Raw genomic sequence first — 25,974 nt, forward strand, 5'->3', positions numbered from 1 at the left:
AAGGGGAACAGGAGAAGGGGGCGGGCAGGGACAGAACTACCGCGGCCAGGACGCCCGGCCACCCCGCACCAACACGTCGCACACCGTCCCCGGCACCTCCCCGACGGTCATGGCGACCAGAAGGTGGTCCCGCCAGGCGCCGTCGACGTCGAGGTACCGCTTCAGCAGCCCCTCCTGCCGGAAGCCGACGTTGCGCAGAACCGCTTGCGACGCTTGGTTCTCCGGCCGCACGGTCGCCTCGATGCGGTGCAGTTTCGCGGGCCCGAAGCAGTGGTCCAGGCCCATGGCGAGGGCGGCGGTGGCCACTCCCCCGCCGCCGGCGTCGCGCGCCACCCAGTACCCGATCCACGCGGAGCGCAGCGCGCCGCGCACGATGTTGCCGACCGTCAACTGGCCGCAGAAGGCGCCGTCGAGTTCGATGGCGAACGGCATCATGGTGCCGCGGCGGGCCTCCGAGCGCAGCGACGAGTACAGCGGCGGCCACGACGACATCGCGTGCCGCACGTCCCACGGCGCCTCGCCGGTCGGTTCCCACGGTTCGAGGTGCGCGCGGTTCTCGAGGCGGGTGCGCGACCACGCCGACGCGTCGCGCAGTCGAACGGGCCGCACCGTCACGGACCCGGCGGACACCACGAGGGGTCCCAGTTTCGCCGGCCACCCGGGGTGAGCCGACCACGATCGCGCCATGGACCGAAAGCTACCGCTCAGCCCCGTTGTGCGAGGAAGGCGACCTCGACTTCTTCGCCGGTGCGCACCTCGGTGACGTCGGCGTCGACCATCACCAGACAGTTCGCCTCGGCGAGGGTCGCGAGGAGGTGGGACGAGCTGCCCGGTGCCCCGCCGAGTGCCTGGACCAGGTACTCGCCCGTCCCCTCGTCGCGCATGAGTTGGCCGCGCAGGTACGCGCGACGCCCGGCGATCGAGGTGATCGGACCGACGGTGCGGGCGGTGACGATGCGTCGCATCGGTTGCCGACGGCCGAGCGCGATGCGCACCAGCGGACGCACCATCACCTCGAACACCACCAGCGCGCTCACGGGGTTGGACGGCAGAAGGAACGTGGGGACCTCGTCCCGGCCGAGCTGCCCGAAGCCCTGCACCGACCCCGGATGCATGGCGACGCGGCCCACCTCGATGTCGCCGAAATCCTCGAGCGCGGCGCGGACCGTGTCAGACGCGGTGCCGCCGACGGCACCGGCGATGACGACGATCTCGGACCGAATGAGCTGGCCCTCCACCACTTCTCGCAATCGGGTGGGGTCGGAGGAGACGATGCCGATGCGGTTGACGTCGGCGCCCGCGTCCCGTGCCGCGGCGGCGAGGGCGTAGCTGTTGACGTCGTACACCTGCCCCTGACCGGGGGTGCGTTCGATGTCGACGAGTTCCCCGCCGAGCGAGATCACCGACAGGCGTGGGCGGGGATGCACCAGCACCTTGTCGCGGCCGACGGCGGCCAGCAGGCCCACCTGCGCCGCCCCGATGATGGTGCCGGACCGCACGGCGACGTCGCCGGGTTGCACGTCGTCGCCGATGCGCCGCACGTAGTCGCCGGACCGGACGGGAGCGAGGACCTTGATGCGGCCGCGAACCAGTTCGGCGTGGTCGGTCGGGAGGACGGCGTCGGCGAGGGTGGGCAGCGGAGCGCCGGTGTCGACGCGGACCGCCTGCCGCGGTTGGAGCCGAATGGGTTGACGCGAGCCGGCGGCGACGTCGCCGACGACGGGCAACGTGATGTCCACCGGCTCGTCGTTCTCGTCGACGGCGGATCCGGCGGCAGCGATGTCGACGCTACGGACGGCGTACCCGTCGATGGCGGCCTGATCGAAGCCGGGCAGCGGGCGCTCGGTGACCACTTCCTCCGCGCAGAGCAGGCCCTGCGCCTCGGAGATGGCGACCCGCACCGGCCGGGGAGCTACCGCCGCAGCCGTCACTCTCGACTGCTGCTCTTCGACCGAGCGCATCCGCACCTTCCATCCGTCGACCGGCGCGTCACTCGTAGGTGGTGAGCTCCGGTGCCCAGCTGTCGCTCAAGCGCTCCTGGAGCCACTCGCGCAGTGCCGGGCCGTAATCCTCGCGTTCCAACGCGAAGTCAACCGCAGCACGAAGATATCCCCCGGGATTTCCGAGGTCGTGTCTCACCCCACGGTGGACGACGACGTGGACCGGGTGGCCTTCCTCGATGAGGAGGGCGATGGCGTCGGTGAGCTGCAGCTCACCGCCGGCGCCGGGCTCGATGCGTCGCAACGCGTCGAAGATGGCCCGGTCCAACAGGTATCGGCCGGCGGCGGCGAAGTTGGACGGCGCCTCCTCCTTCGCGGGCTTCTCCACCATGCCGTTGACCTTGAGCACGTTGGGGTTCGACGCGTCGGGCACGACCTCGGTGTCGAAGACGCCGTACGCCGAGACCGCCTCCTCGGGCACCTCGATGGCGCACAGCACCGACCCGCCGCGCTTGGCGCGCACGCGGGACATGACGTCGAGCACGCCGCGCGGCATCACCAGATCGTCCGGCAAGAGCACGGCGATGGCGTCCTCGTCGTCGTCGAGCGCCTCCTCGGCGCACGCGACCGCGTGCCCGAGTCCCAGCGGCTTCTGCTGAACGACGGACTTCACGTCCAGCAGTTTGGGCGCAACGCGCACCTTCTCGAGCAGCTTCAGCTTGCCGCTCTCCTCGAGCTTGTTCTCGAGCACCAGGTCCTCGACGAAGTGGGCGACCACGCCGTCCTTGCCGGGCGAGGTCACGATGACCAGCCGCGCGGCCCCACCCTCGGCAGCCTCGCCGGCGACCAGTTCGATACCGGGTGTGTCCACCACGGGCAGCAGTTCCTTCGGCACCGTCTTGGTGGCGGGCAGGAAGCGCGTGCCCATACCGGCGGCGGGCACGACGGCTGTCCGGAAGGGCGGATTCTTGCCGCCGGTCTCGGACCCACTGCCTGCTGCACTCATGCGCCTGTTTCCCATCCTTGTAGAACGCGAACTCCGTTCGCGAAGCCCGATCGCGAAGACCCTAGGGTTTCCCCCGTGACCGACGACGACAAACGCGCCTGGCGAGACCGCACCCGGGCCGCTCGACGGGGCCTGGACGACGGGTACCGCGTGGACGCGTCAGAGGCACTCTCTCACGCCGTCGGGACTTTGGCCTCTCGTCTCCGCGACTGTGGTGACCGAGCCCTGGCAGCGTACGTACCGATCGGTCGAGAGCCCGGGTCCACGGCCATGCTCGACGCCGCGATGCGGGCGGGTGTCACCGTGTTGCTGCCGATCGCGGGTGATCCGGGTCCGATGTCCTGGGCGCACTACACGGGCCCGGACTCGCTGGTTCCCGCTCGACACGGTCTGCTCGAGCCGTCCGGACCGGTCCTGCCGCCGGACACGATCGGCGATGCCGCGGTGATTCTCGTGCCGGCCCTGGCAGTGGATCGTCGGGGCGGTCGACTCGGCCGCGGCGCCGGCTTCTACGACCGCACCCTCCACCTCGCGGCGCCCGATGCGTGGCTGGTGGGCGTGGTGTACGACGACGACCTGGTGGACCGGCTGCCCACCGAGGGCCACGACGTGCGAATGACCCACGTGCTGACTCCGGGCGGCGGCCTGCGACCGCTGCCGCTGGAGTGAGCGGAATGCGTCGCCCCTGGTGAGCGTTGCTCGATTGCCGGGGTTGGCACTGTCGGTTGTAGAGTGCCAATCAGGTCCGACCACGGAGGAAACGTGCCTACCTACTCTTACGCCTGCACCGAGTGCGACAACCGGTTCGACATCGTTCAGTCGTTCAGCGACGACTCGTTGACGGTCTGCCCCCAGTGCTCCGGGAAGCTGCGCAAGCTGTTCAACACCGTCGGCATCGTCTTCAAGGGCAGCGGCTTCTACCGCAACGACAGCCGCGGCAGCTCGAGCAGCAGCGAATCCGCCGGATCCGAGTCGAGCAGCAGCAAGGAATCCTCGTCGAGCAGCGACAAGTCGTCGTCGGGGTCGTCGGCGCCCTCCACCTCGAGCTCGAGCGGCAGCACCGGCAGTTCGAGCAGCAGCTCCAGCACGAGCAGCACCGCCGCCGCAAGCTGATCCTCCGCACCCCGGGGACAAGCCGTCGGTTGTCCCCGGGCACCTCGGCTCGGCCGCGTCGGGCCGCGGCCGTCTCCTAGCGTTCGGCGCGTGACGCCCCGCTCTCCGCTCTCGCCTCGCCTCCTCGATCGCCTCCCGGCTCTGCCCCCGCGGCTGACCTCGCCCGCGTCACGACGGGTGATCGCCGGTCTTCTCGTCGTCCTCGCTCTGGTCGCGGCGGTGCGCCCCGATCCCGACCGGAGGACGGTCACCGTGGTCACCGCGACCGTCGACCTGATGCCGGGCGTCGTCGTCACGGCCGATCAGGTGCAGATGACGGCCGTCGAGGACGACACCGCACCGACCGCTCCCCTGATCGACCTCGCCCACGCGGTCGACCGCACCGTCGCCGGCCCGGTTCGCGCCGGGGAGATCCTCACCGATGTCCGACTGCTCGGCCCGGAGCTCGCCGCCGCGGGCACGAGGGACGACGACGCCCGCATCGTCCCGGTGCGCCTCGCCGATCCTTCGGTGGCCGACGTCCTGCGGATCGGTGACGTCGTCGACGTCGTCCGGGGCGCAGGTGACGTGTCCGGTGGCGACTTGCCCTCGACCCCCGACGTGCTGGCCGACCACGCCCTCGTCGTCCTGGTCTCGGAGGCCGGCACGGGAACCACTCGACAAGACCGAGTGGTACTGATCGCCCTACCGGCGGCCGCGGCCACCCGCGTCGCCGCGGCGTCGCTGACCGACGCCCTCACCGTGGTGGTGCGTTAGGCTTCTCGCGCCGTTCGGATCGGGTCCGAACTTCCCGGTCTAACAGACGCAGTCCTAGCGAGGGGTGAGGTGCATGCTCAAGGGTTTCAAGGATTTCCTGCTCCGCGGAAACGTGGTGGATCTGGCGGTCGCCGTGGTGGTCGGCGCGGCGTTCACCGCGATCGTCACCGCGTTCACCAGCAACATCGTCAACCCCCTGATCTCGTCGATCGGGGCGAGCAGCGATCTCGGATGGGGCTTCTTCATCCGCGCGGGCAACGACGCGACGTTCGTCAACCTCGGCGCCGTGATCACCGCGGTCATCAACTTCGTCATCATCGCCGCGGTGGTGTACTTCGTGCTGATCCTGCCGGTCAACACCGCCAAGAAGCGCTTCGCCACCAAGAAGGAGAAGTCGCTCAGCGATCAGGACATCCTCATCCAGATCCGCGACTTGCTCGCCGAGGGCCGGGCCGACGGCGTCACCACCACGAAGGACGGCGTCACCGGACCGTCGACGGGTGGCACGACGCCGGGCAGCACCCCCAGCTGACCCCGAGACGAGCGAAGGCCCGATCCCGCGCGGCGGGATCGGGCCTTCGTGCGTTCGGCTCGAGCTCAGTTGAAGCTCAGGAGCGGAAAGTCGTTCAGCTCGATCGGAGTTCCGTCTGCGGAGCAGGCGTCGGCCACCGCGGTCGAGTTGGCGACGAAGGCCTTGCCCGACTCGCTGTCCGGCTCGCTCAGCTCCAGCGAGTCCTCCGGGAGAGCACCGATGAGGGTGCCGAGGGCGCCTTCGACGTTGCCGGTGGCGGTGTCCGCCAGCGGCTGGAACTTCTGCAGTTCGGCGGTCTTGGCGTCGGTCCACAGCTGGACGTCGCTGTCGGCGGGGCCGGCCTTCACGAGGGCCGTGAATTCGTTGTAGGTGGTCTCGAATTCGCTGCAGGCGGAGGCGTTCTCGCTGTTGCCGCCGCCGGAGTCACCGCCCCCGCAGGCCGCCAGGCCCAGGACGGCGACCGAGGCGACGCTCGCGGTGAGAAAACGAGTGGACAGAGAAGTCATGTCCCCCATTCAACCTCACCGAGTCGGGCCCGAAGCCGGTGGGGCGGTGCAGGATCGGGCGCCTCGTGACGATGGACGAGACATGGCCCAGTGCCGTTGTCACCCACCCTCGAGCCGCTCCCGAACACGACGAAGCCCCACCCGAGAATTCGGATGGGGCTTCGTGCGGTGTTCGGGTTTTACCGATCAGCGGGCCGATCGGCAGCCGATTCGGCCGTCAGGGCTGGATCAGTTGAAGCGCCACGGCTGGCCGAACGTGGTGGCGACGTCACCGTTGTCGGAGACGACCTGCACGTAGGGGCGAACCGAGACATTGCCGGCAATCTTGGTGGCGGTGCCGTGCAGGTTCGCGATCTGGATCTCGGTGTGCGCACCCGACGCAGCACCGGAGGCGACCTCGACGGTCTCGATGCCGGGGCCCGGCTCCAGGGTCACGCCGACGCCGGCCTGCGGGAGGATGTCCGAAACCGTGGTGGTGGTAGCGGAACCAATCTCGAGACCGATCTGCGGCGTCGTGTAATCGAAGGTCAGCTCGCCACCGAGCGAGGCCGGGTAACCGACCTGGTAGCCGATGGTGACGGTGCCGGAGAAGTCTTCGGCGTCGGGGCCGGTGACGTCGACGATCGCGCGACCGTTGTGGAACCACTCACGGGTCAGCGGGCTGCCGTCCAGCGGGAAGACGGAGTTGATGAAGGTGTCGCTCTGCGAGACCGTGATGGTGTTGCCGCCACCGTCGACGATGGAGTTGGAATCGTCGACAGCCGCCGAGGCCGATCCGGAGCCGACGACCAGGCCGACGACTGCGGCGCTGGCAACCACTGCTGCACGCACGGACTTCTGAATCCTCATGTATTTCCTCATCATGTTCGTCCCGGCACGCGTGTGCGCCGGGTGCGCTGTCGGGCTCTCGGATCCTCCCGAACGGCCGCTGGCGAGCGAACCGTATCAGGCGGCGACGGCGAGTTCGTGACTCGCGCGTCGTGTCTGAGCAGGACCACGAATCCGACGCAGTCTCGTATCGATTCAGCGTCGGCCGATGAACCTGAACGGAACCTTAGAGGGCGGACGGGGGGCTGACAACACTTACGACGAGAAGCCGCGACGCGAACTCACGCCCGTGTGTTTCGCCCTTGTGAACTCCCGACACAACACTTTTCGTTGCGCAACGAGGGGCGCCCGAACGCGGCCGAACGGCGGAAACACGAGGTCTCTTTCGGGTCACGGCGCGTGACATGGGACTTTTTTGGGTCACGAGTGAGCGGAAGTGCCGTCACGCCGCGGTCACGAGTCCCACGCGTCACTTCTACCCTTTGGTAGCGGTCGCGCGGACACTCGCCCGGAAGAAAACATCCGGTGAACTCGCGCAGAATCGACGGGGTCACTGTGGAGGTTCACAGTGATGCAGATCACAAATACAGATCACTCGTAGTGGGGCGGTCGCTGCGAACGCCACCAGTCGTCGCCCCCGCGCGACCGCTCCGATGCCTCCGGCGCGTCGTCGGACGTCGGCTCGGGCAGGACGTCCCCGAAGACACGATCGAGCCGGGCCCGTCGTGCGCGGGCCCGGCTCGAGTCGTTCGTCCGGTCGCCGATCTCGTCCGGCGCGTGATCGGAGATCTCAGCCGTCCAGGCTCGACAACTCACCGATGACGTGAGCGGCCAGGGGCGTGAGGGTGGCCATGCCGTCGCGGACCGCAGCGCGGCTGCCCGCGAGGTTGACCACGAGGGTGCTGCCGGAGACTCCGGCGAGGCCGCGCGACAGACCCGCGTCGAGCGAGCCGGCCGCCAGACCGGAGGACCGCAGTGCCTCGCTGATGCCCAGGAGCTCGCGGTCCAGGACCTCGGCCGTCGCATCTGGCGTGACGTCGCGCGGCGACATTCCGGTCCCGCCCACCGAGACCACCAGGTCCACTCCCCCGATGACGGCGGTGTTCAGGGCGTTACGCACGTCGACCTCGTCGTTGCTGACCACCACGACACCGTCGACCAGGAAGCCGGCTTCGGTGAGCAGTTCGGTCACCAGCGGTCCGGTCTGATCCGCCTCACCGTGAGCGGCGCGGTCGTCGACGACCACCACCAGGGCACGACCGGCGACGGGTGCATCCATGTTCATATCGCTCACCGTAATGCCCGGGCCGTCGGGCGCAGAACCCGAGACGAACTCCACGTGCCCGACCACCGTCGTCAGGTGTCCGCTGTCGCGGACGAAGCGCGGCCCCCGCATCAGTTGCCCCCGCTCGGAGCGGTCCCGAGGGTCACCGAGACGGTGTTCGATCGACCGCCCTGCTCGTAGGTGACCGAGACCTGATCACCGGGCGCGTGGGAGCGCACGGCCGCGATGAGAGCGTCGCCGCTGGAGATGACGCGGTCGTCGACCTTGGTCACCACGGCGCCGGTCGGAATTCCCGCTTGTGCCGCGGGCCCCCCGTCCGTCACGCCGAGCACGGTGGCACCGTTGGCGTCGTCGCGGCTCGGCACGCTGATGCCGATGATCGCCTGCGTCGCCTTGCCGCTCTGCACCAGCTCGTCGGCGATGCGACGTGCCTGGTCCACGGGGATCGCGAAGCCGAGACCGATCGACCCGCTCTGCGACTCCGCCGAACTCGCGCCGGCGCCCAGGGTGGCGATGGCGCTGTTGATGCCGACCAGCTTGCCGCTCATGTCCACCAGCGCGCCGCCGGAGTTGCCGGGGTTGATCGCGGCGTCGGTCTGGATCGCGTCGATCACGGTCGTCTGGTCGGTCGACTGTCCGGACGTCGCGACGGGCCGGTTCAGTGAGGAGATGATGCCGGAGGTCACCGTGCCGGCGAGTCCGAGCGGCGAGCCGACGGCGACGACGCCCTGGCCCACCTGCAGACCGTCGGACGTTCCGAGTTCGATGGGCTGCAGGTCGCTGCGGCCCTGCGCCTTGATGACCGCGATGTCGGAGGACGGGTCCGTGCCGACGACGGTGGCGCCGGCCGTGCTGCCGTCGCTGAAGCTGACCTCGAGCCGCGCACCCGCGCCGGCCCCGGACACGACGTGGTTGTTGGTGAGGATCAGCCCGTCGGAGGACAGGATGACGCCGGAACCCTCGCCCTCGCCGGTACGCCCGGTCACCTGGATCTGCACGACGCTCGGCACGACCTTCGCGGCGACCGCCTGCACCGATCCGTCGGGTGCGTTGGCTGCCTGATTCGCCTGCGTGACGGGCTGATTCAGCGCGTTGGTCACGCCGCCGTTCGACGAGCCGGTCGCGAGCGCACCCACCGCGCCGCCGATGCCGCCGCTCAGCAGGGCCAGCGCGACGGCGCCGGCGACCAGCGCGGTGCGTCCCGGCTTGCGCTGCGAGGACTGGGGAGTCGCGGCCTGACCGGGCGCACCGTAGTACTGCGGCGGCTGCTGGTACGGGCCGAACTGCTGGGTGGGGTGCTGCTGGGTGGGGTGCTGCTGGGTGGAGTGCTGCTGCCCGTAGGCCGACCCGCCGTACTGCTGCGTGCGGGGGTCGGACCCCCCGTAACCGCTCCACCCACCCTGCGGGTGCTGCTGCGGGGATCCCGTGCCGGGAGTCCGATCGTCGGATCCACCCTGCGCGGAGTTACCGGAGCCGCCGGGCGCGTTCTCGCGGTTGCCCTCACCGGTGTTGCGGTCGTCGCTCATGTCTCACTCCATCGTCCTACCGGTCGTCGTCCTTGCCGACGCGGGCCGGTCAGTTCACCTCGTCTGCAGTCGACGATGCCGGGCCGCCCTGAGAGGGGACTGAGCCCGCCCTGTCGGGGTCCTGTGAGTTCACGGCCCTGCCCGGCCGCCCCACGGTCGCTGATTCCCCGGGGAGCACGATCCGAATCAGCGTCCCGCCCCACCGGGAGTCCTCGACGGCGATGGTGCCGCCGTGCTTGAGCACCACCTGACGGACGATCGCCAGACCCAGCCCGGATCCCGGCATCGACCGTGACGCGGTGGAACGGTAGAAGCGCTCGAAGACCAATTCGCGCTCGTCCGGTGCGATGCCCGGTCCGGCGTCGGCGACGGTGAGTTCGAGCAGCCCGTCGTCCCGCGCGAGCATCTGCAGTTCGACGGTCGCTCCGGCCGGGCTCCACTTGGCCGCGTTGTCGAGCACGTTGAGCACGGCGCGCGAGAGTCCCGCGCCGTCCCCGTAGAGGATCCACGGCGTCAGGACGGCGTCGAACGTGACCTCGTTGCGACGCCGACGGACGCGTTCGAGGCTGCGTTCCACTACGTCGGCCATATCGACGCGTTCGAAGACGTCCTCGGGAGCGTCCTCGCGCGCGAGATCGACGAGGTCCCCGACGAGGGTCGACAGTTCCTCGATCTGAGCGACGACGTCGGCCCGCAGTTCGGCCATGTCCTGTTCGGGGATGCGCGGCGCACCGGGCTGACCGGAGGCGATGAGCAGTTCCATGTTGGTGCGCAGCGACGTCAGCGGAGTGCGAAGTTCGTGGCCCGCGTCGGCGACCAGCCGGCTCTGCCGTGCCCGCGACTCGGCCAGGGCCCGCAGCATGGTGTTGAAACTCTCGGTGAGCCTGGCCAACTCGTCGTTGCCCGTGACCGGAATGGGGGTGAGGTCGTCGGTGCGGGCGACCCGCTCGGCGGCGGCGGTGAGACGGCCGATCGGCCGAAGTCCCGTGCGCCCCACCGTGGTTCCTGCGACGGCGGCCAGGCCGATGCCGCACCCACCGACGATGAACAGCACCCAGGCGAGTCGCTCGAGCACTTCCCCGGTCGGCTGGAGCCGCTGCGCGATGACGATGGTGCTGCCGTCCTGCGTGCGGTCCGCGAGCACCCGCGCGCCCGCGACGGTCCGCAGCGAGGTGTCGGTGCGGCCGAGGGCGACGTCCATCTCCGGTTCCCCGATGGGCACCGTCGATCCCGGCGGGGTGTACTTGGTCAGGTCCGAGAAGATCAGCGCCACACTGACATCGGTGCTGTAGAGCGTCGCCCCGGCGACGTAACGGGGATCGAAGGCGACCAGATTGGTGTCGATCAGCGAGTCCGCGCGCGTCCGAAGTTGGTTGTCGACGTCGTCGTACAGGGCGCGCGAGACCACCGCGTACGCGGCGAGGGCCATGACGGCCACGGCGACGGCGACGACGGAGGCCGCCAGCAGGGTGACGCGCCACCGCAACGAGACCGACCGGGTGAGCGGCATCGGCGGGCGCATGTGCGGCGACGCGGCGTCACCGCGGCGGCCGTGGGCGGCCCGGCCGAACGGTGGGCGCAGGCTCACGGCGGCGTTTCGCGCAGCACGTACCCGACGCCGCGGACGGTGTGGATGAGTCGCGGCTCGCCGTCCGCCTCGGTCTTGCGTCGCAGATACCCGACGTAGACCTCCAGGGCGTTGCCCGACGTCGGGAAGTCGTATCCCCAGACCTCCTCGAGGATGCGGCTGCGCCCGAGCACCCGGCGGGGGTTCGCGAGCAGCATCTCGAGCAGGGAGAACTCGGTGCGCGTCAGGCTGATCGGCCGCTCGCCGCGGCGCACCTCACGCGTGACGGGGTCCAACGAGAGGTCCGCGAAGGTCATGGTCTCGCTGTCCGGCCCCAGCTCTCCCCCGGTCCGGCGCAGCAATGCCCGCAGGCGGGCCAGCAGCTCCTCGAGGGCGAACGGCTTGGGCAGGTAGTCGTCCGCGCCGGCGTCGAGGCCCGCCACGCGCTCGGACACCGAGTCACGCGCGGTGAGCACCAGGATCGGCAGGTCGTCCCCGGTGCTGCGCAGGCGGCGACACACCTCGAGACCGTCGAGACGCGGCATCATCACGTCGAGAACGAGTGCGTCGGGTCGGTCGGACGCCACCTTCTCCAACGCGTCGAGACCGTCGGACGCGAGTTCGACGGTGTAGCCGTTGAACGTCAGCGAGCGGCGCAGCGACTCGCGCACCGCACGATCGTCGTCGGTCACCAGAATGCGCATGTGATCAGTGTGGCCCGAGCGACTGAGATGGTGCTGAGAGGGCCCCGCCCGATCACGACGATGCTGCCGGGTCCCGACTCGTCAGCCCCGGCCGAAGAGTCCGTTCACGAAGGCGATGGCGTCGGGCTGCGAGTCCCGGAATGCGGCACTGTGGTCGCCGGGGTAGGTCCGGAACGTGAGCGGCTCTCCGTTGGCCGTCATCGCCGCGGCGAGCGAGAGCGCGCTCGGCGCGGGGACGTCGACGTCCGCGAGGCCCTGACCGATGAACACCGGCCGGTCGTAGCCGGACGTCGGCACGCCCATGTAGCCGTTCAGGACTCCGTAGAGATCGGGAACCTGCGCGAGGGGTCGCGAGAACAGATCCCCGAGCCGCAGCCCCCGGACCTCCTCCTCGAACGGCACGGCACACACCGTCTCCGCGCGGTCGACCCACTCGCGTCCGAGCGGGGTCAGGTAGGAGTCGAGGTCGATGTCCGGGCGCGCGCTGCGCAGCCCGGCGAGGATGTAGAGGACGTACTCCGTCAGGCCGTCGGAGATCGCCACCGGCGGCACGCCGGGTCCCAGCGGCAGCAGGGCGAGCTCAATGTTGGCGGGCACGCCGGTGCCGACGGCACCGCGGAAGTCGAGGTCCGCGGCCTGGAACTGCGTCGCGTACCGCGCGGTGGTCACCGCGGCGCCGCCGCCCTGCGACTGGCCCACCACCGCCCAGCGGTTCGACAACTCGGGATGCAGCGCACGGGCCGCGGTGACGCTGTCGACGACGCTGCGGGCCGAGGTCTTCCCGTCGAGATACGGATGGACACCCGGCGTGCCGAGGCCGACGTAGTCGGTGGCGACGATCGCGTACCCCTCGTCCAGCCAGCGCTGCAGGTACGGGTAGTCCCGCTCGGGGAGGGTCGGGCCGATGACGGACGGTGCGCAGTCGTCCCCGAGGCCGGAGGTGCCGTGCGCCCAGGCGAGTACCGGCCATCCGCACTCGGGCGGGGTGCCGGCGGGCAGGTAGACGCCGCCCGTGCTCAGGGCCGGTCGATCCTGCGGGCCGGTGGACCAGTAGGTGATGCGCTGCGCATCGGCGCTGCCCGGGATCGGCGCCGGCGACGGTGCCGACGCGACGAGCGTGCCGGGCGGTGCGGTCGGTTCGGCAGCTGCCACGGACACCGGGACGAGGGCGAGCGCCGCGGTCGCGGCGGTCACGAGCAGGGCTGATGCGACGCGGTTCGGCACGGCGTCACAGTATCGCGTCGGTGGCGAGGGTGGGCGAGCAATTAACTAGAACATGTGTTCGATAATCGGTACGCTGAGGACATGGACGTCGCAGCGCATCAGGTGGCAGTGAAGGTCGCGGAACTGCAGGCCCTCGCGGCGGAACTCGGCGCGCTCGACGATCATCGGGTCGAGCTCGGCGCCCGCCTGGTGGACCTCGAACACTGGTTCCGGCGGGTGGGGTGCGCGGAACTGTCCGACTCCGCTCTGGAGGTCTTCGCGCGGCGCTACGTGGGTCGCGCGTGCGAACTGGCCGACGGGCTGCGCGAGTAGACCGACCCGCAGGGGTAACCGTGACCGCGCGACACACCTATCGTGACGCGCGTCATGCCGACGGAGGCGGGGTGGAGTCGCCCTCAGTTCGGTGAAAAGCACCGCGCTGCGGGCAATCATGTGAGCAGAGCGGTGGCCGCCACGGCGCCGCCGACCCGCACACCAGGAGGAACCCATGATCGCATTCGCACTGTTCGGTGCGGCCGCGCTGGCCGTCGCCCTGCTGTCCGGTGGACGCGATCTCGACTTCGCCGGACGCCAGACAGCGGAGCAGTACCGTCGTCGCTGAGGGTCACCGACCGGCGTTGGGTGGATACAGCCGGGTGAAGTCCCTGACATCCGCCAACGCCGGTTTCGGCGTGTAATCGCGTCGCACGATGCCGAAATTGTCGTCGAGAACCGACTCGTCCGTTCCGTTGTCCCGGATCGCGTAGACGAACGACGGCCCCAGCCACGAATTCCCCACGGTCGCATTCAGCAGAATGCGCACGGTCGATGCCTGCCCCTCCTCCGACACCGCGCCCTCGGCCGTGCCCGTCGGCGCTCCGACGGCCGTCATCCACACCGGCTTCGCGGCGTCGCCGCGGGCGACCATGATGTCGCGTATCGGCCACAGCACCATCGCCGAATTCCCGTCCGCGTCCCCGGCGGCCGGTGCGTCGTTCGGCAGGCCGGGAAACGTGAACGGGTGCACGTTCAGCGCATCGGTGTACCGCACCGCCCCCAGCTCGTACAGCGTGAGAACGAACGCGACGGCCGGGATGCCACCGGCCGCGGCGGACCCGGGCGCCATTCCGCCCGCCACCACCACGGCATCCGGATTCGCTCGCGTGATCGCGCGGTAGGCCCCACGCAACATCAGGGCATAGACGACGGGATCCGGCGCCGGCTTGAAGTAGGTCGCGAGGTTGGGCTCGTTCCATATCTCCCACAACGAGATTCGGTCGCGGTAGCGCTCGGCGGCGGCTCCGGCGAATTCGGCGAAACGACCCGGGTCCGCAGGACGCCCGTAATCCTCGTCGACGGCCGTGGCCACGCGCGCCCACTCGGGCGCATAGGTCACGATGCCGAGAACGCACATGCCGCGCGCGGTGATCGCGTCGACCATGCGGTCGGGGACGCTCCAATCACGGTCACCGCGAACCGGTTCGATCACCGACCAGTCGACGTCGATACGCACCGCGAACATGCCCGCGTCCCGCGCCAGATCGAGTTCCCGCGCCAGATCCGCGTCGGAGAGACCACCGAACAACGCGCCGGGTGATCCCCCCACCTGCGTGGACCCCGACGCCGTGGTGCAGCTCGTCGGAGCCTGCGCGGCCGCGAGGCCCGGGCCGAGCGGGGAGAGCGCCGCGAACGCAACCAGGAATGCCGTGAGGACGACGCGAACCCCCACGCGTGCACGCCGCGATGTCACGTCGCCGATGCTACCGCGCCGTGTCACGGCAAATGTTCACCGCAGAATGCACGGAGTCTGCATTATCATCGGAGCAATGACATCCGGAATGGCCGGCTTCGACGACCGTCTCAACGAGGTACTCGCCCAGCAAGCCGACAAGAGCGGTGAGTCCGTGGACGCCTACGTGCGACGCGCCGTGGTCACGCGACTGGTCAAGGAACTGGCGGACGACGCCGACTCCGACCTCGGCCGCATGCTGCGCACGATGCGGGACGCGCAGGACGCGGCCCCCACCCCCGCGCCGGCCGAAGAGTCCGCCCCCGACGACGGCATCCCGTTCGACTCCGTCATCCGTGATGCCGCCCGCCTGCAGGCGCTGCGCGACACTGGCCTGCTGGACACCCCACCGGATCCGAAATACGACCGACTGGTCGCCATGGCGGCGGACGCGCTCGGGGTTCCCATCGCGGCCGTCTCTCTGGTGGACGACAAGCGCCAATTCTTCAAGGCCGCAGTCGGTCTCGGCGACAACGACGACCGGATCACCGAGATGCCCGTCGGGCGGTCGGTGTGCCGCTACGCGGTGGAGACGGGCCGGCCTCTGGTGGTGGAGGACGCCCGCACCGATGAGCTGTTCGCGGACCATCCGGGCGTTCTGGACAAGACCTGGGTGTCGTATCTGGGCATTCCCCTGCTCGACGACGGCGGTCATGCGCTGGGCACGCTCTGCGTGTGGGACCAGCAGCCGCGGCAGTGGACCACCGGCCACATCCAGATTCTCAAGGATCTGGCGTGGATCGTTCGAGAGCAGATCTTCGACTGACCGCCGTTCCCGACCGTAAGCCGAGCGCCAGCGCTTTTTTCTGTCTGTCGGTCCTTTTCTCGTAATGGCCTCGTGACCATTCATAAGTGTGTTCCGTCTTTTATGGGATAGGCTACGAATTGCACGAAGGTCATCGTCGAACCCGGACGGAGAACAGCTGGTGTCCGACACACTGGAGTCGCGAGAAACGCTGTCGGACAACGGCTTTCCAGCGGCCGGGCCGGCAGGCCACTCGCTCGCCGATCGGCTGCGAGCCGACCCGGCCTACACCGCACTGTCGGTGGCCGGGGACGTCGTGGCCGCCGTTCTCGCCATCCTCGTGGCGCGGAACTGGCCCGGCTCGGGCGGCGTCGACTACGGCTGGGTGCCGTGGCTCTTCGTCCCGCTCCTGCTGCTCCTGCTCGCGTCGCGCTCGATGTACCGGCGAGGGCTGCGGCGCAACTTCCTTGACGAGATCGGGCCAGTGCAGACGTCGGTCGCCCTGTCCGTTCTGTTGATCCTCGCCCTCCTCATCACCCTCGGCACCGAGTACCGCCCCGGGATCTTCATGGTCCGGGTCTGGATCGCCGCCGCCGTTTTGGTCGCCCTGGCCCGCTTCCTCCGCACGACGATCCAGCGCTACCTGCGCGTTCGGGGCAAGTCGAAGGCCCCGACGTTGATCGTCGGGGGCGGGCCCGTCGTGCACCAACTCGCCGCGCGGATGAAGCAGTTCCCCGAATACGGCCTGAACCCTGTCGGCGTCCTGGACAAGGCGCCCGTCCACGATGTCCCGTCGGATGCGCCGGCGGAGTTCACCGTGCCCTATCTCGGGCTGCCGAGCGACCTCGACGCCGCCGTGAAGGCAACGGGGGCGGAAGAACTCATCGTGGCCTTTGCCGACGTTCCGACCGAGCAGTTGGTCAAGATGATCAGGGCGGCGCATCGCAACAAGATGCGAGTCTGGGTGGTTCCCCGCCTCTTCGACACGGTGGGTGTGCGCACCCGCGTCGAGCACCTCGGCGGCCTCCCGCTCATGGTTCTCCCGCACGTCGACCCCAAGGGCTGGCAGTTCTTGGTCAAGGGCGCCATGGACCGCACGCTGGCGGGCCTCGGGGTCCTGGTGCTCTCCCCCGTCTTCCTCACGCTGGCGATCCTGGTCAAGCTCAGCTCGCCGGGCCCGATCTTCTTCTCCCAGGAGCGTATCGGCCGCGATGGAGTCCCGTTCGGCTGCTTGAAGTTCCGGTCGATGCGGCCGCCCCGTGCGTCCGACGCCGACTTCCAGCTGACCGAGGGGGCCGCCCCCGGTGGCGTGGAGGGCGTGGATCGACGGACGAAGATCGGCAAGCTCATGCGTCAGACGTCCCTGGACGAGCTGCCTCAGCTGCTCAACGTGCTGCGAGGCGACATGTCCCTGGTGGGGCCGCGCCCGGAACGACCGGCCTACGTCGACCTGTTCGAGATGCAGATCCGTCGCTACGGCGAGCGACACCGCGTCAAGGCCGGTGTGACCGGATGGGCACAGGTGCACGGACTGCGCGGACAGACCTCCATCGCCGACCGCGCGGAGTGGGACAACTACTACATCGAGAACTGGTCGCTGGCACTCGACATCAAGATCCTGTTCCTCACCGTCGCGGCCGTGTTGAAGAAGGCCGAGGACTGACGGTGATCCGGTGATCACCACGGCGATCGCCGTCCTCGCCGCCCTGGTCGTCGCGATCGCCGCCGTGATCGTGGCCAGAGCGGTGTACTTCCGCCCGCAGCTCGGCGTCCTGCTGCTGGCGGCGTTCGTCCCGCTCAACGGCCTCCTGGTGATCCTGCCGCTGCCGGGGTTAGTCTCCGGGTGGAAGGAGGGCCTGCTCCTCTACACCCTGATCTGCGCGTGGCTCCGCCGTCGCCGCGTTCCGGCCGGCGAGGTGGCCGCCCCGACCATCCTGCTGCCCTGGTGGCCGGCCGCGGCGCTGTTCGTGGCCTTCGGCGTCGCCTCGGCGCTGATCTCGTTCGGCGTCATCGGATTCGTCGGCATCAAGGTCACGTTCTTCTACCTGCTGCTCGTCGTCGTCCTGTGGCTCGCGCCGTTCGACGCACGCGACCGGGACCACCTGGTGAGCGTCCTCATGGGCATGGGCGCGTTCACCTCGCTGGTCGGCATCGCCCAACTGCTCGCGGGACCGGCCTTTCTGGTCTCCCTCGGCTACGAGTACGGCACCCAGGTCCGCACGTCCGGCGGATTGCTGCGCGTGTTCTCGACGTTCAATCTGCCCTTCCCCTTCGGTCTCTACGTGATGCTCTCGCTGCTCGTCGGAGGTGCGGTGGCGCTCGCGAATCCGTCTCGACGACGGAACCTGCTGTTCCTGTGCTTCGCCCCGGTCATGGTGGTGGCCATGTCCACCGCGATCGTGCGCGCGGCCATCCTGGGACTCGCGGTCGGCGCGATCTACATGATCGTCATCCGCTTCCGCGCGCTCGCCGCCCCGGTGATCGCGGTCGCCGTGCTGATCGGGGCGATCCTGCCGTTCGTCCCCACGATCACGTCCGTCTTCTTCTCCTCGTCCAGCCTGAACGAACGGTCCGGGCGGTGGAACGAGGTCATCGAGAAGATTCGGACCCACCCGTTCGGGGAAGGCCTGGGGTCGAGCGGCGCTGCAGCGGACCGGATCTCGACGGCGCAGGGCACCGTCTTCTCCGGCCTGTCCACGAATTACCAACCGGACAACTACTACGTGAAGACGGCGCTCGAGCTGGGCCCGATCGGTCTGTGGGCCGTGATCGCCCTGCTGCTGTCCTCGCTGCTCTGGTGCACCCGACTGTCCCGGACCCTGCCGGGACAGGACGGCGCACTCACGCTGGGCGTCGGAGCGTCCATCGTGGCGTCGCTCTTCGCGTCCCTGGTGGCGACGTACTTCGAGATCTTCCCCATCGACGTGTATTTCTGGCTGTTGTTAGGAGTAGTGGGATGCGCCGCAGCACAACACGAATCGTCTACGGGGCGCTCGCCCTCCGACCGGGCGGCTCCGGCGTCCAGACCTACATTCGCGAGCTCCTGAACGAGCTGCCCGGCAAGCTGCCGGACGCCGAGCTCGCGGCGGTGGTGCAGAAGGATGCCGTCGGCGACCTGCCCGCCGACATCGAGCCGCTGCCGCGGCCGGTGAGCGACGGCGTCGTTCGAGCCGCTCTGGGCGCGTTGCCCGTCGGGGCGCACGACATCGTCCACGGTCTCGACGTCGACCTACCGTTCGGCACCCGCGGCGCGACGGTGGCGACAGTGCACGACGTGTCCGTCATCGACATGCCGTCGGCGTCGTCCCGGCTGCGCGCCGCGGGCGAGCAGCGCCTGGTACGTCGATCCCTGCGCCGAGCGGATCTGCTGATCGCGGTGTCCCAGTTCACCGCCGACCGCATCGAGGCGGTGTCCGGCCGTCGCGCCACCGTCGTGGAGCTGGCCCCCGCGGCCTGGGCCACCCCGCCGGCGCCCGCCGCAGTGGAGGCGGTGCGGTCCAAGTACGGCCTCCCCGAGACCTTCGTGATGCAGGTCGGCACGGTCGAGCCCCGCAAGAACGTCCAGCTCGTGGCCGACGCCGCCGAGCACCTCGGAGTGCCGTGCCTGCTGGCGGGCGCCGGGTCGACCGGGCCCTCGAAACCGCGATACGCGACGGGCCTGGGGTACGTCGACGTCGAGGACCTGCCCGCCCTCTACGCCGCGGCGACGGTCACCGCGTACGCGTCTCGGTACGAGGGCTTCGGACTGCCGCCGGTGGAGGCCATGGCCTGCGGAGGGGCCGTCGTCGCCAGCGCGGTCGGCGCCCTACCCGAGGTCGTCGGCAAGGGCGCGGTGTTGCTCGAGAACGAGCGGCCCAGCGCCTGGGCGGAAGCGATGGGGCCGTTGCTGTTCGACGAGACCGCCCGCGCCGACCTCGTGGCCGAGGCGGGGCGGGCGATGGCCGACCTGACGTGGGAGCGGACCGCCGAGCGCACCGTGCAGGCCTACCGCGACGCCGGCCTGATCGCGTAGGGCGACGGCCGTGGACGAGAATCCCGATCAACTGCCACCGGACGTCACCGCCGAGGCGGAGCGCACGTCCCCGGACTACCGCGCGCTCGCCGCCGACCCGAAGGCCGCGGCGCGCGCCACCGCCGCGGTGCTGGCGTCGCGCGTGATCGTCGCCGGTCTGGGCTGGGCCGGCAGCGTCGTCGTCGCCCGATCGCTCGGCGCCGAGGAGTGGGGCCAGTTCAGCTTCGTCTTCGCCCTGCTCGGCCTGATGTCGGTGGTGACCGACCTCGGTGTCGGACGTGTGGTGCTGGCGAAGCTGATCGACGACGATCCCGACGAGATCGCCCGCACCGCATCGTCGTTCCTCGCGTTGCGGACCGTCCTCGGACTCGTCGGGTACGTCCTGGCGGTGGGATACGTCGTGGCACTCGGCTACCCGGGCGAGGTGATCCTGGCGACCGTGCTCGGTGGCCTGGTGGTGGTGTTCGCGACGCCGTCGCACGCGCTGTCCGTGCTGTTCCAGGCACGCCACCGCATGCTGCTGGTGGCGGTGGCCGAATCGGCCGGTCAGGTACTCCAACTCGCCCTGACGGTGCTGGCGGCGGTGTTCGCGCCGACCCTGCTGATCTTCGTCCTCCCCGCGGTGGCCAACGAGGCGTTCCGCGTGATCACCAAGGGACTCGCCGTGCGGAGACGCTCGGTCGGACTGCGCCCGTCTCGGCACCTCGACGTCCACCGGTGGGGTCCCTATCTGCGCGAGGCGATTCCGCTCGCCATCGGCTTCGCGCTGACGATCGCGATGCTCAAGATCGACGTGCTCATGCTCAGTCTGCTGGACACGTTCGACGCCGTCGGGCTCTACTCCATCGGCTACAAGTTCTCCGACATGATGGACACCATCGCCCTCGCCGCCGTGGCTCCCGTGAGCACCCTGTTGGTGGCCGCGTGGCCGTCGGAACTGCCGACCTTCCGGAAGCGAACTCGCACCGCCGCACTGGCATTCGCGACGTTCGGCGGTGTGGCGGTGGCCGCGTTCTGGCCGTCGGCGGATCCGCTGATCCGCCTGCTGTACGGCGATCGCTTCGTCCCCGGCGCCGACGCGGCGCGGTTGCTGGTGCTCGGCGCCGCGGTGATGAGCCTGATCCTGCTCGGCGTGTTCCTGCTGGCGTCGGCGTCGAAGCAACGTCACTACCCGGCCGTCGCCCTCGCCGGACTGGTCCTCAACGTGGTGCTCAACCTGATCCTCATCCCCCGGTACTCCTACACCGGATCCGCCGTAGCGACGGTGGTGACCTTCGCCGTGACCGTGGTCGCGCTGTGGGTGGTCATCGGCCGGACGATGCCGGTGTCCGGGTTGTTGCCGGTCGCGTCGATCGGCATCGTCGCCGTCGTCACCGCCGCGGTGGCGGCGCTCGGGTCCCTGCTCGAATCCGCCGCCCCCGCATGGTGGTTCCCGATCTCGGTAGTGGGCGCTGCCGTGGTCGGCGGCACGGGGTTCCTGCTGCTGCGGAGGCAGTCGTGAGGGCGCCCGTGATCCTGGTGGCTCACACCGCCAACGTCTCGGGGGCGGAGAAGATGCTGCTCGCCGTGCTCGGGGAAGCCCGGCGAGCCAACCGTCCGGTGACCGTGCTGTGCCCGCCGGGCGCGCTCGCCGACACCTTGCCCGCCGAGGTCCGGCACGTGTCGATCCCCGACCTCGGTCTCGGCGGCCAGGGCGGTGTCGCGCGCGTCGCCGCCGCCGGACGCATGCTCGCGCGGTGGGCGACCGCCGCGCGCGTCCTCCGGCGCATCGCGCGTCCGGCCACCGACGGCACTCGGCCCGTCGTCGTGGTCAATTCGCTCTTCGCCCTGCCCGCGGCGCGGCTGGCCGGCCGGGGCGGCGGGCTGCCCGGCGGGGTGTCCTGGCTGGTGCACGACGCGGTGCCCGGCGGCCGGCAACGTGCGGTCGCGCGACTCGGACTCCCCGGCATCGACCGCGTGGTGGCCTGCACGGAGGCCGCCGCGGCCCCCGTCCGCGCGTTGGGCGCCGACGTGCGGGTGGTCCCCTACGGGGTGCGGTGGCCGGTGACGGACTTTCGCGGTGCCCGCCACAATCCCCCGGTCGTCGGGATGCTCGCCCTGCTCACGCCGTGGAAGGGACACCGAGTTCTGCTCGACGCCGTCGCCCGGTTGGACGGCGTGATCGTGGAACTGGCCGGTGGCAGCTTCTCCGGCGATCAGGCGTACGTCGACGAATTGCGCACGCGCGCAGCCCGACCGGACCTGGCCGGCCGCGTCCGCTTCCTCGGCCACGTCGATCCCGACACGGTGATGGCCGGGTGGGACGTGGTCGTGTCCTCCTCGGTCCTGCCGGAGGCCGGCCCGCTCTCGGTGCTCGAAGCCATGGCGCACGGCCTGCCCGTGGTGGCCTCCGCTCACGGCGGGCCCACCGAATTCCTCACCGACGGTGCGGGCGTGCTGGTTCCGCCGGGTGACGCCGACGCCCTCGCCCGGGAGATCGCGGCGCTCCTCGCCGACGACGAACGCCGGGCGACCATCGGCGGACGCGCTCGCGCCGCCGTCGCCGACCGTCACGACGTGGCGACGACACTCCCGCACCTGCTGGACGCCCTGACGGCGGTGAGCCGATGAGGACCGACGGCACGGCTCCCGAAATCGGTCGACTCGGCGGTTTCGCCGACCGTTTCCGACCGGCCACCGACGGCGGGCCGACGGGGCGGTTCACCTACCGCGAAAGCCCTGTGCCCCTGCGTAGTATCGGCGTTGCACACGTGCGATTCCGTGCGACGCGATGCAGCACCGTTCAGCACCGCAGACCAGTGACGGACAACCCCGGGAGATTCGGTTGGCGCCCATAGACGATCCCGTTCACCGCGGTGACGTGCCGCCGCCGATCGACTTGGCCGGGCACATGAAGGAACTGGGGCGCGCCGTCGTGCCCGCCCTGCTGATCGCACTGCTCGTCGGCGCCGGCGTCTACGGCCTGCGTGCGTTCGCCACCGAGAAGCAGTACGCCGCCACGGTCACCACCGAGATCGTGCCGTCGGGCGAGGTCATCCCCGGCGACGCGTTCATCGAGCAGCTCCGCGCGCCGTTCATCGGGCTCGCCGCCGACAACGACGTCCTGGAGCAGGTGGTCTCGCAGACCGACACCGGATGGACCGCAGCGGAACTGGCTTCCCACCTCGAGCTGGCGCCCGGGACGTCGCCGGCCCTGCTCGACTTCACCGTCACCGCCGACTCCCCCGAGCAGGCACTCGACGTCGCCCGCACCACGGTCACCACCGTGGCGCAGGCGGCCGGCGCCAACGCCGCCCGGGACTCGCAGAGCAGCCTCGAGCAGGTCCAGGCCTCCATCGCGGCCGAGGAAGCACGCATCGCCCAGCTCATCCCCGGCGACCCGTCGCGGACGGCCGCCGAACAGTCCCTGACGCAGCTGCGGGACCAGGCGACGCAACTGCAGACCACGGGGAGCGGCGACCGCCTGGTGGTGCTCGCCGTGCCGGAACCCAGCGACACCCCGGTCTCGCCGTTGCCGGTCTCGGAGGCCTCGGTGGCCGCGATCGCCGCGTTCATCGTGGCGGCGGAACTGATCGTGCTGATCCGCAGCCGCATCGGGCGCAAGCCCCGCCGCGCCTGGGCGCGCCGCATCGCGCGCAAGTACCGCGCCCGCTTCGATCCCACCGTCCGCGAAGGCCTTCCGCCCGTCGTCGCCGCGGCCGTCGCCACGGCGGAGCGAGGCAACGGCAGCGGCGCGCGCCACGCCCGGCACGGGTCGTCGCCCACCATTCTCGTTCTCGTCGGCGACGACGCCCGCTACCCCGCGCCGATGTCGACGGGCCCGGACGGGCACGCCCGCCACCCCGACGCCCTGGTGGGTGCCGACCTCACGGGTCAGTGGTGGACGTACGTCGACGCGAGCAGTGTCGACACCGCCGTGGTGCTCGTCTCGGAGGGCGGGTCGGACCGCAAAGCCGCCGAGGCCGCGCTGCGCCGCCTGTCCGAGTTCCAGATCCCCACCCACCTGGTGGTCCAACCCGCCGGCAGCGCGAGCCGGCCCGCTCCCGCGTCCGTGCGACGCCCCGACAGACAGGTCGAGGACAATGCCCAACGATCGTAGAATCGCCGTCGTCCACGAGCGGCTCACCGAGATCGCCGGCTCCGAGCACGTCGTCGAGCAGTTGTCGATCCAGTGGCCGCAGGCGCAGGTGTACGCGCCCATCGCACGCCCGGAAGGCATTCCGGCCGGGCTGAGTTCGCCGCCGCACACCACGTGGCTCAACCGCATCTACGACGGGATAGGGCAGCGTTCCTACGCCCCGGTGCTGCCGCTCATGCCGCTCGCGTTCCGGCGTCTCCCGCTTCGCGACGTCGACGCCGTCGTGGTCAGCCACCACGCCTTCGCGACGCAGACCGTGCACGCCACGGACGCCCCGGTGATCGCGTACGTACACAGTCCGGCGCGGTGGGCCTGGGACAAGGAGCTGCGCGCCGGCGAGGGCGGCGGCAAGGCGGGTGCGGCCATCCTCACCGGCCTGTCCGCAGTGGCTCGCCGCTGCGAGATCGGCGCCGCGCCACGGCTGCGCACGGTGGTGGCGAACTCGTCGGCGGTCGCCGAGCGCATCGCGAACTGGTGGGGACGCGACGACGCGCTCGTCGTCCATCCGCCCGTCGACACCGAGGGCTTCACGCCGGATCCGTCCGTCGAGCGCGAGGACTTCTTTCTCCTCGCCGGCCGTCTGGTCCCCTACAAGCGCCCCGACATCGCCATCCGGGCGGCGGCGAAAGCCGGTGTGCGGCTGGTGGTCGCAGGCGACGGCCGGGCGATGGACCAGTGCCGTGCCCTCGCGGGCCCGGACACCGAGTTCCTCGGCCGGGTCTCGCACGAGACGCTGCTGCACCTGCATCGCAGTTGCCGCGCCCTGCTCATGCCGGGCATCGAGGACTTCGGCATCGTGCCGGTGGAATCGATGGCGACGGGCACGCCGGTGATCGCACTCGGCGAGGGTGGCGCACTCGACTCCGTCCTCGACGGCCGGACCGGCGTTCACGTCGCACCGGGCTCCGACGAGAAGATCGTCGACGGGTTCGCGGAGGCGATGCGGTCCTTCGACCCGTCGACGTTCGACCGGGCCGACATCCGGTCGTGGGCGGAAGGGTTCTCGCGGGCCGAGTTCCGTCGCAAGATGCAGGAGGTCGTCGATGCCGCGCTCTGATCGACCCCGGTACACCTCCACTCCCCTGGATCGCACCTTCGTGCCGGCCCGGTCCATCGCCGTGCTCGGACCGATCACCGGTGTGACCGCCGACGCCGTGCGCGAGGTCCTGACCGCGGCCCGATCCGCGTCCCCGACCTCCCGCATCGCGCTCGATCCTCGTGCAGACCAGCGCATCTGGTCGTATCGCGACGACATCGCCGGTGGGGTCGCGGTGACCGAACGGCCCGATCTGCCGACCGACGATCTCGGCGAGCTCATGAACCGCATCCGCGAGCGAGACGGCGCGCGACTGCCCGTCGAGGTGATCCTCTGCGGGGACTACACGGTGGTGGACTACTCCCACGGCGTCGGGGACGGGCAGTTCGGCATCCTGCTGGTCGGAGTCGCCGCCGGCGATCCCGACGGCACTCTCTCCCCGACCCTCGCACCCGCGTTGCCGGCCGACGCCACCCGGCGCGCCCTGTGGCGCCACTACCGCGAGAACCCCCGCGCCGTCCGGGATCTGCGCCGCGTCCGCGCGGACCACGCCCGCCCCGACACCGCCGACGACGGGGTGCCCACCCGCACCGTCGACAACTGGGCGAAGACCAAGACCTGCCGTGCCGAGTTCATGACCCCCGAGGTCTCGGCCGCACTGGAGGCGTGGGCGCGCGAGCACGCCCCGGGCGCGACGGCGGCGTCCGTCACCGTCGCCCTGGTGAACGCGGCGCTGCGCGCCGAGCAGGTGGCGCTCGACGATCACGTGATGATCCTCTTCAACTGCCGGCGCTACCTCGCCGAAGCGGACCGGACGGGCCACGGCAACTTCGCCATCGGCATTCCCGTGCGCGTCGGCGCCGGTGCGACGCCGGGCCTCGTGGCCACCGTGATGAAGGACGTCATCGACTCCGGCTGGCCCCTGGCCGTTCTCGGGGCCTCGGAGGCCCGGAGCGCGCTCACCCGGCACCGGATCGCTTCGGTGGCGGACGACACCGGCACCGTCACCGTGCCGGACCGACTGCGCCTCGCGGTCAGCGACCTCGGCAACCTCACCGGCCTGTACCGCCACCTCGAATTCGCCGACGACGGACGCCCGGCGCAGATGACGGCGACGCTCGAACCCGACGGTCCGGACGGCATCACCGTCCTGGTCTCCCGGCTGAACAAGGGACGCACCCTCGCGGCGACCTTCTGCGCCGACATGATCGACCCGAACGTGGTCACGCGAGCGTTGCGGCGGGCGTGCCTCGATCCCGTCGCCCTGCTGCGTCACGGGGAGTGAGCC

25 protein-coding genes are annotated in these 25,974 nt (G+C 70.3%); 14 read left to right on the forward strand and 11 right to left on the reverse strand.

The window, feature by feature from the left end:
* Positions 1-36 precede the first annotated feature (36 nt).
* From HQ603_RS16295 to HQ603_RS16305, 3 genes are read right to left on the reverse strand one after another with little or no spacing between them, the layout of a single operon-like run.
* Complete coding sequence (locus tag HQ603_RS16295; protein ID WP_222685828.1) at positions 37-687, reverse strand: GNAT family N-acetyltransferase; 651 nt, start codon at positions 685-687, stop codon at positions 37-39.
* A 17-nt stretch (positions 688-704) separates the two neighbouring features.
* Positions 705-1,961, reverse strand: coding sequence for a molybdotransferase-like divisome protein Glp (gene glp, locus HQ603_RS16300; protein ID WP_068102676.1), 1,257 nt, complete (start codon positions 1,959-1,961; stop codon positions 705-707).
* Positions 1,962-1,989: 28 nt separating this feature from the next.
* Positions 1,990-2,946, reverse strand: a complete 957-nt coding sequence (locus tag HQ603_RS16305) for a UTP--glucose-1-phosphate uridylyltransferase (RefSeq protein ID WP_222685829.1) — start codon at positions 2,944-2,946, stop codon at positions 1,990-1,992.
* A gap of 75 nt (positions 2,947-3,021) precedes the next feature.
* Here HQ603_RS16305 and HQ603_RS16310 point away from each other — a divergent pair, with 75 nt between their 5' ends.
* The 4 genes from HQ603_RS16310 (at position 3,022) to mscL (ending at position 5,347) form a co-directional block, all read left to right on the forward strand.
* Positions 3,022-3,615: a 5-formyltetrahydrofolate cyclo-ligase gene (locus HQ603_RS16310; protein ID WP_222685830.1), complete on the forward strand. Its 594-nt coding sequence runs from the start codon at positions 3,022-3,024 to the stop codon at positions 3,613-3,615.
* A 93-nt stretch (positions 3,616-3,708) separates the two neighbouring features.
* Complete coding sequence (locus tag HQ603_RS16315) at positions 3,709-4,059, forward strand: FmdB family zinc ribbon protein (RefSeq protein WP_222676628.1); 351 nt, start codon at positions 3,709-3,711, stop codon at positions 4,057-4,059.
* Positions 4,060-4,149: 90 nt separating this feature from the next.
* A complete protein-coding gene (locus tag HQ603_RS16320; protein ID WP_222676627.1) occupies positions 4,150-4,815 on the forward strand; it encodes an SAF domain-containing protein in 666 nt (221 codons plus the stop codon).
* A 73-nt stretch (positions 4,816-4,888) separates the two neighbouring features.
* Positions 4,889-5,347, forward strand: coding sequence for a large-conductance mechanosensitive channel protein MscL (mscL, locus tag HQ603_RS16325; protein ID WP_068147422.1), 459 nt, complete (start codon positions 4,889-4,891; stop codon positions 5,345-5,347).
* A gap of 65 nt (positions 5,348-5,412) precedes the next feature.
* Here the strand turns inward: mscL and HQ603_RS16330 are convergent, their stop codons facing one another.
* The 7 genes from HQ603_RS16330 to HQ603_RS16360 form a co-directional block, all read right to left on the reverse strand.
* Positions 5,413-5,853 (reverse strand): hypothetical protein, encoded by a 441-nt coding sequence (locus HQ603_RS16330; RefSeq protein ID WP_222685831.1) that lies wholly within the window; start codon positions 5,851-5,853, stop codon positions 5,413-5,415.
* A 228-nt stretch (positions 5,854-6,081) separates the two neighbouring features.
* Positions 6,082-6,702 (reverse strand): MspA family porin, encoded by a 621-nt coding sequence (locus HQ603_RS16335; RefSeq protein WP_261773961.1) that lies wholly within the window; start codon positions 6,700-6,702, stop codon positions 6,082-6,084.
* A gap of 769 nt (positions 6,703-7,471) precedes the next feature.
* Positions 7,472-7,966: a MogA/MoaB family molybdenum cofactor biosynthesis protein gene (locus tag HQ603_RS16340; RefSeq protein WP_139277256.1), complete on the reverse strand. Its 495-nt coding sequence runs from the start codon at positions 7,964-7,966 to the stop codon at positions 7,472-7,474.
* 110 nt (positions 7,967-8,076) lie between these two features.
* Positions 8,077-9,492, reverse strand: coding sequence for a trypsin-like peptidase domain-containing protein (locus HQ603_RS16345; protein ID WP_222685833.1), 1,416 nt, complete (start codon positions 9,490-9,492; stop codon positions 8,077-8,079).
* Positions 9,493-9,541: 49 nt separating this feature from the next.
* A complete protein-coding gene (locus HQ603_RS16350) occupies positions 9,542-11,014 on the reverse strand; it encodes a HAMP domain-containing sensor histidine kinase (RefSeq protein WP_222685860.1) in 1,473 nt (490 codons plus the stop codon).
* Positions 11,015-11,076: 62 nt separating this feature from the next.
* Entirely contained in the window at positions 11,077-11,763 is a 687-nt protein-coding gene (locus HQ603_RS16355) for a response regulator transcription factor (RefSeq protein WP_068102687.1), read from the reverse strand.
* 81 nt (positions 11,764-11,844) lie between these two features.
* Positions 11,845-12,987, reverse strand: coding sequence for an alpha/beta hydrolase family protein (locus tag HQ603_RS16360; RefSeq protein WP_222685834.1), 1,143 nt, complete (start codon positions 12,985-12,987; stop codon positions 11,845-11,847).
* A gap of 81 nt (positions 12,988-13,068) precedes the next feature.
* Here HQ603_RS16360 and HQ603_RS16365 point away from each other — a divergent pair, with 81 nt between their 5' ends.
* Positions 13,069-13,299 (forward strand): hypothetical protein, encoded by a 231-nt coding sequence (locus HQ603_RS16365; protein ID WP_222685835.1) that lies wholly within the window; start codon positions 13,069-13,071, stop codon positions 13,297-13,299.
* Between the two features lie 292 nt (positions 13,300-13,591).
* Here the strand turns inward: HQ603_RS16365 and HQ603_RS16370 are convergent, their stop codons facing one another.
* Entirely contained in the window at positions 13,592-14,716 is a 1,125-nt protein-coding gene (locus HQ603_RS16370) for a beta-xylosidase (RefSeq protein ID WP_222685836.1), read from the reverse strand.
* A gap of 76 nt (positions 14,717-14,792) precedes the next feature.
* On the opposite strand from HQ603_RS16370, the gene HQ603_RS16375 reads away from it, so the two are divergent.
* The 9 genes from HQ603_RS16375 (at position 14,793) to HQ603_RS16415 (ending at position 25,971) form a co-directional block, all read left to right on the forward strand.
* Positions 14,793-15,521 carry a GAF domain-containing protein gene (locus HQ603_RS16375; RefSeq protein WP_222685837.1) on the forward strand — a complete coding sequence of 243 codons (729 nt, stop codon included), beginning with the start codon at positions 14,793-14,795 and terminating at the stop codon, positions 15,519-15,521.
* Positions 15,522-15,711: 190 nt separating this feature from the next.
* Positions 15,712-17,163 carry a sugar transferase gene (locus HQ603_RS16380; RefSeq protein WP_261773963.1) on the forward strand — a complete coding sequence of 484 codons (1,452 nt, stop codon included), beginning with the start codon at positions 15,712-15,714 and terminating at the stop codon, positions 17,161-17,163.
* A 10-nt stretch (positions 17,164-17,173) separates the two neighbouring features.
* Positions 17,174-18,547: an O-antigen ligase family protein gene (locus HQ603_RS16385; RefSeq protein ID WP_222685839.1), complete on the forward strand. Its 1,374-nt coding sequence runs from the start codon at positions 17,174-17,176 to the stop codon at positions 18,545-18,547.
* Positions 18,457-19,512: a glycosyltransferase family 4 protein gene (locus HQ603_RS16390; protein ID WP_222685840.1), complete on the forward strand. Its 1,056-nt coding sequence runs from the start codon at positions 18,457-18,459 to the stop codon at positions 19,510-19,512. Before HQ603_RS16385 ends, HQ603_RS16390 begins: the two co-directional genes overlap by 91 nt.
* A 10-nt stretch (positions 19,513-19,522) precedes the next feature.
* Positions 19,523-21,013, forward strand: coding sequence for a flippase (locus HQ603_RS16395; protein ID WP_308126578.1), 1,491 nt, complete (start codon positions 19,523-19,525; stop codon positions 21,011-21,013).
* Positions 21,010-22,122 (forward strand): glycosyltransferase family 4 protein, encoded by a 1,113-nt coding sequence (locus HQ603_RS16400; RefSeq protein WP_308126579.1) that lies wholly within the window; start codon positions 21,010-21,012, stop codon positions 22,120-22,122. Before HQ603_RS16395 ends, HQ603_RS16400 begins: the two co-directional genes overlap by 4 nt.
* Before the next feature lie 250 nt (positions 22,123-22,372).
* Positions 22,373-23,611 carry a hypothetical protein gene (locus HQ603_RS16405; RefSeq protein WP_222685842.1) on the forward strand — a complete coding sequence of 413 codons (1,239 nt, stop codon included), beginning with the start codon at positions 22,373-22,375 and terminating at the stop codon, positions 23,609-23,611.
* A complete protein-coding gene (locus HQ603_RS16410) occupies positions 23,595-24,707 on the forward strand; it encodes a glycosyltransferase (protein ID WP_222685843.1) in 1,113 nt (370 codons plus the stop codon). The genes HQ603_RS16405 and HQ603_RS16410 overlap by 17 nt, the downstream gene beginning before the upstream one ends.
* Positions 24,694-25,971, forward strand: a complete 1,278-nt coding sequence (locus tag HQ603_RS16415; protein WP_222685844.1) for a hypothetical protein — start codon at positions 24,694-24,696, stop codon at positions 25,969-25,971. The genes HQ603_RS16410 and HQ603_RS16415 overlap by 14 nt, the downstream gene beginning before the upstream one ends.
* Positions 25,972-25,974 lie beyond the last annotated feature (3 nt).

The organism is Rhodococcoides corynebacterioides (genome assembly GCF_019834675.1).
Taxonomy (GTDB): domain Bacteria; phylum Actinomycetota; class Actinomycetes; order Mycobacteriales; family Mycobacteriaceae; genus Rhodococcoides; species Rhodococcoides corynebacterioides_A.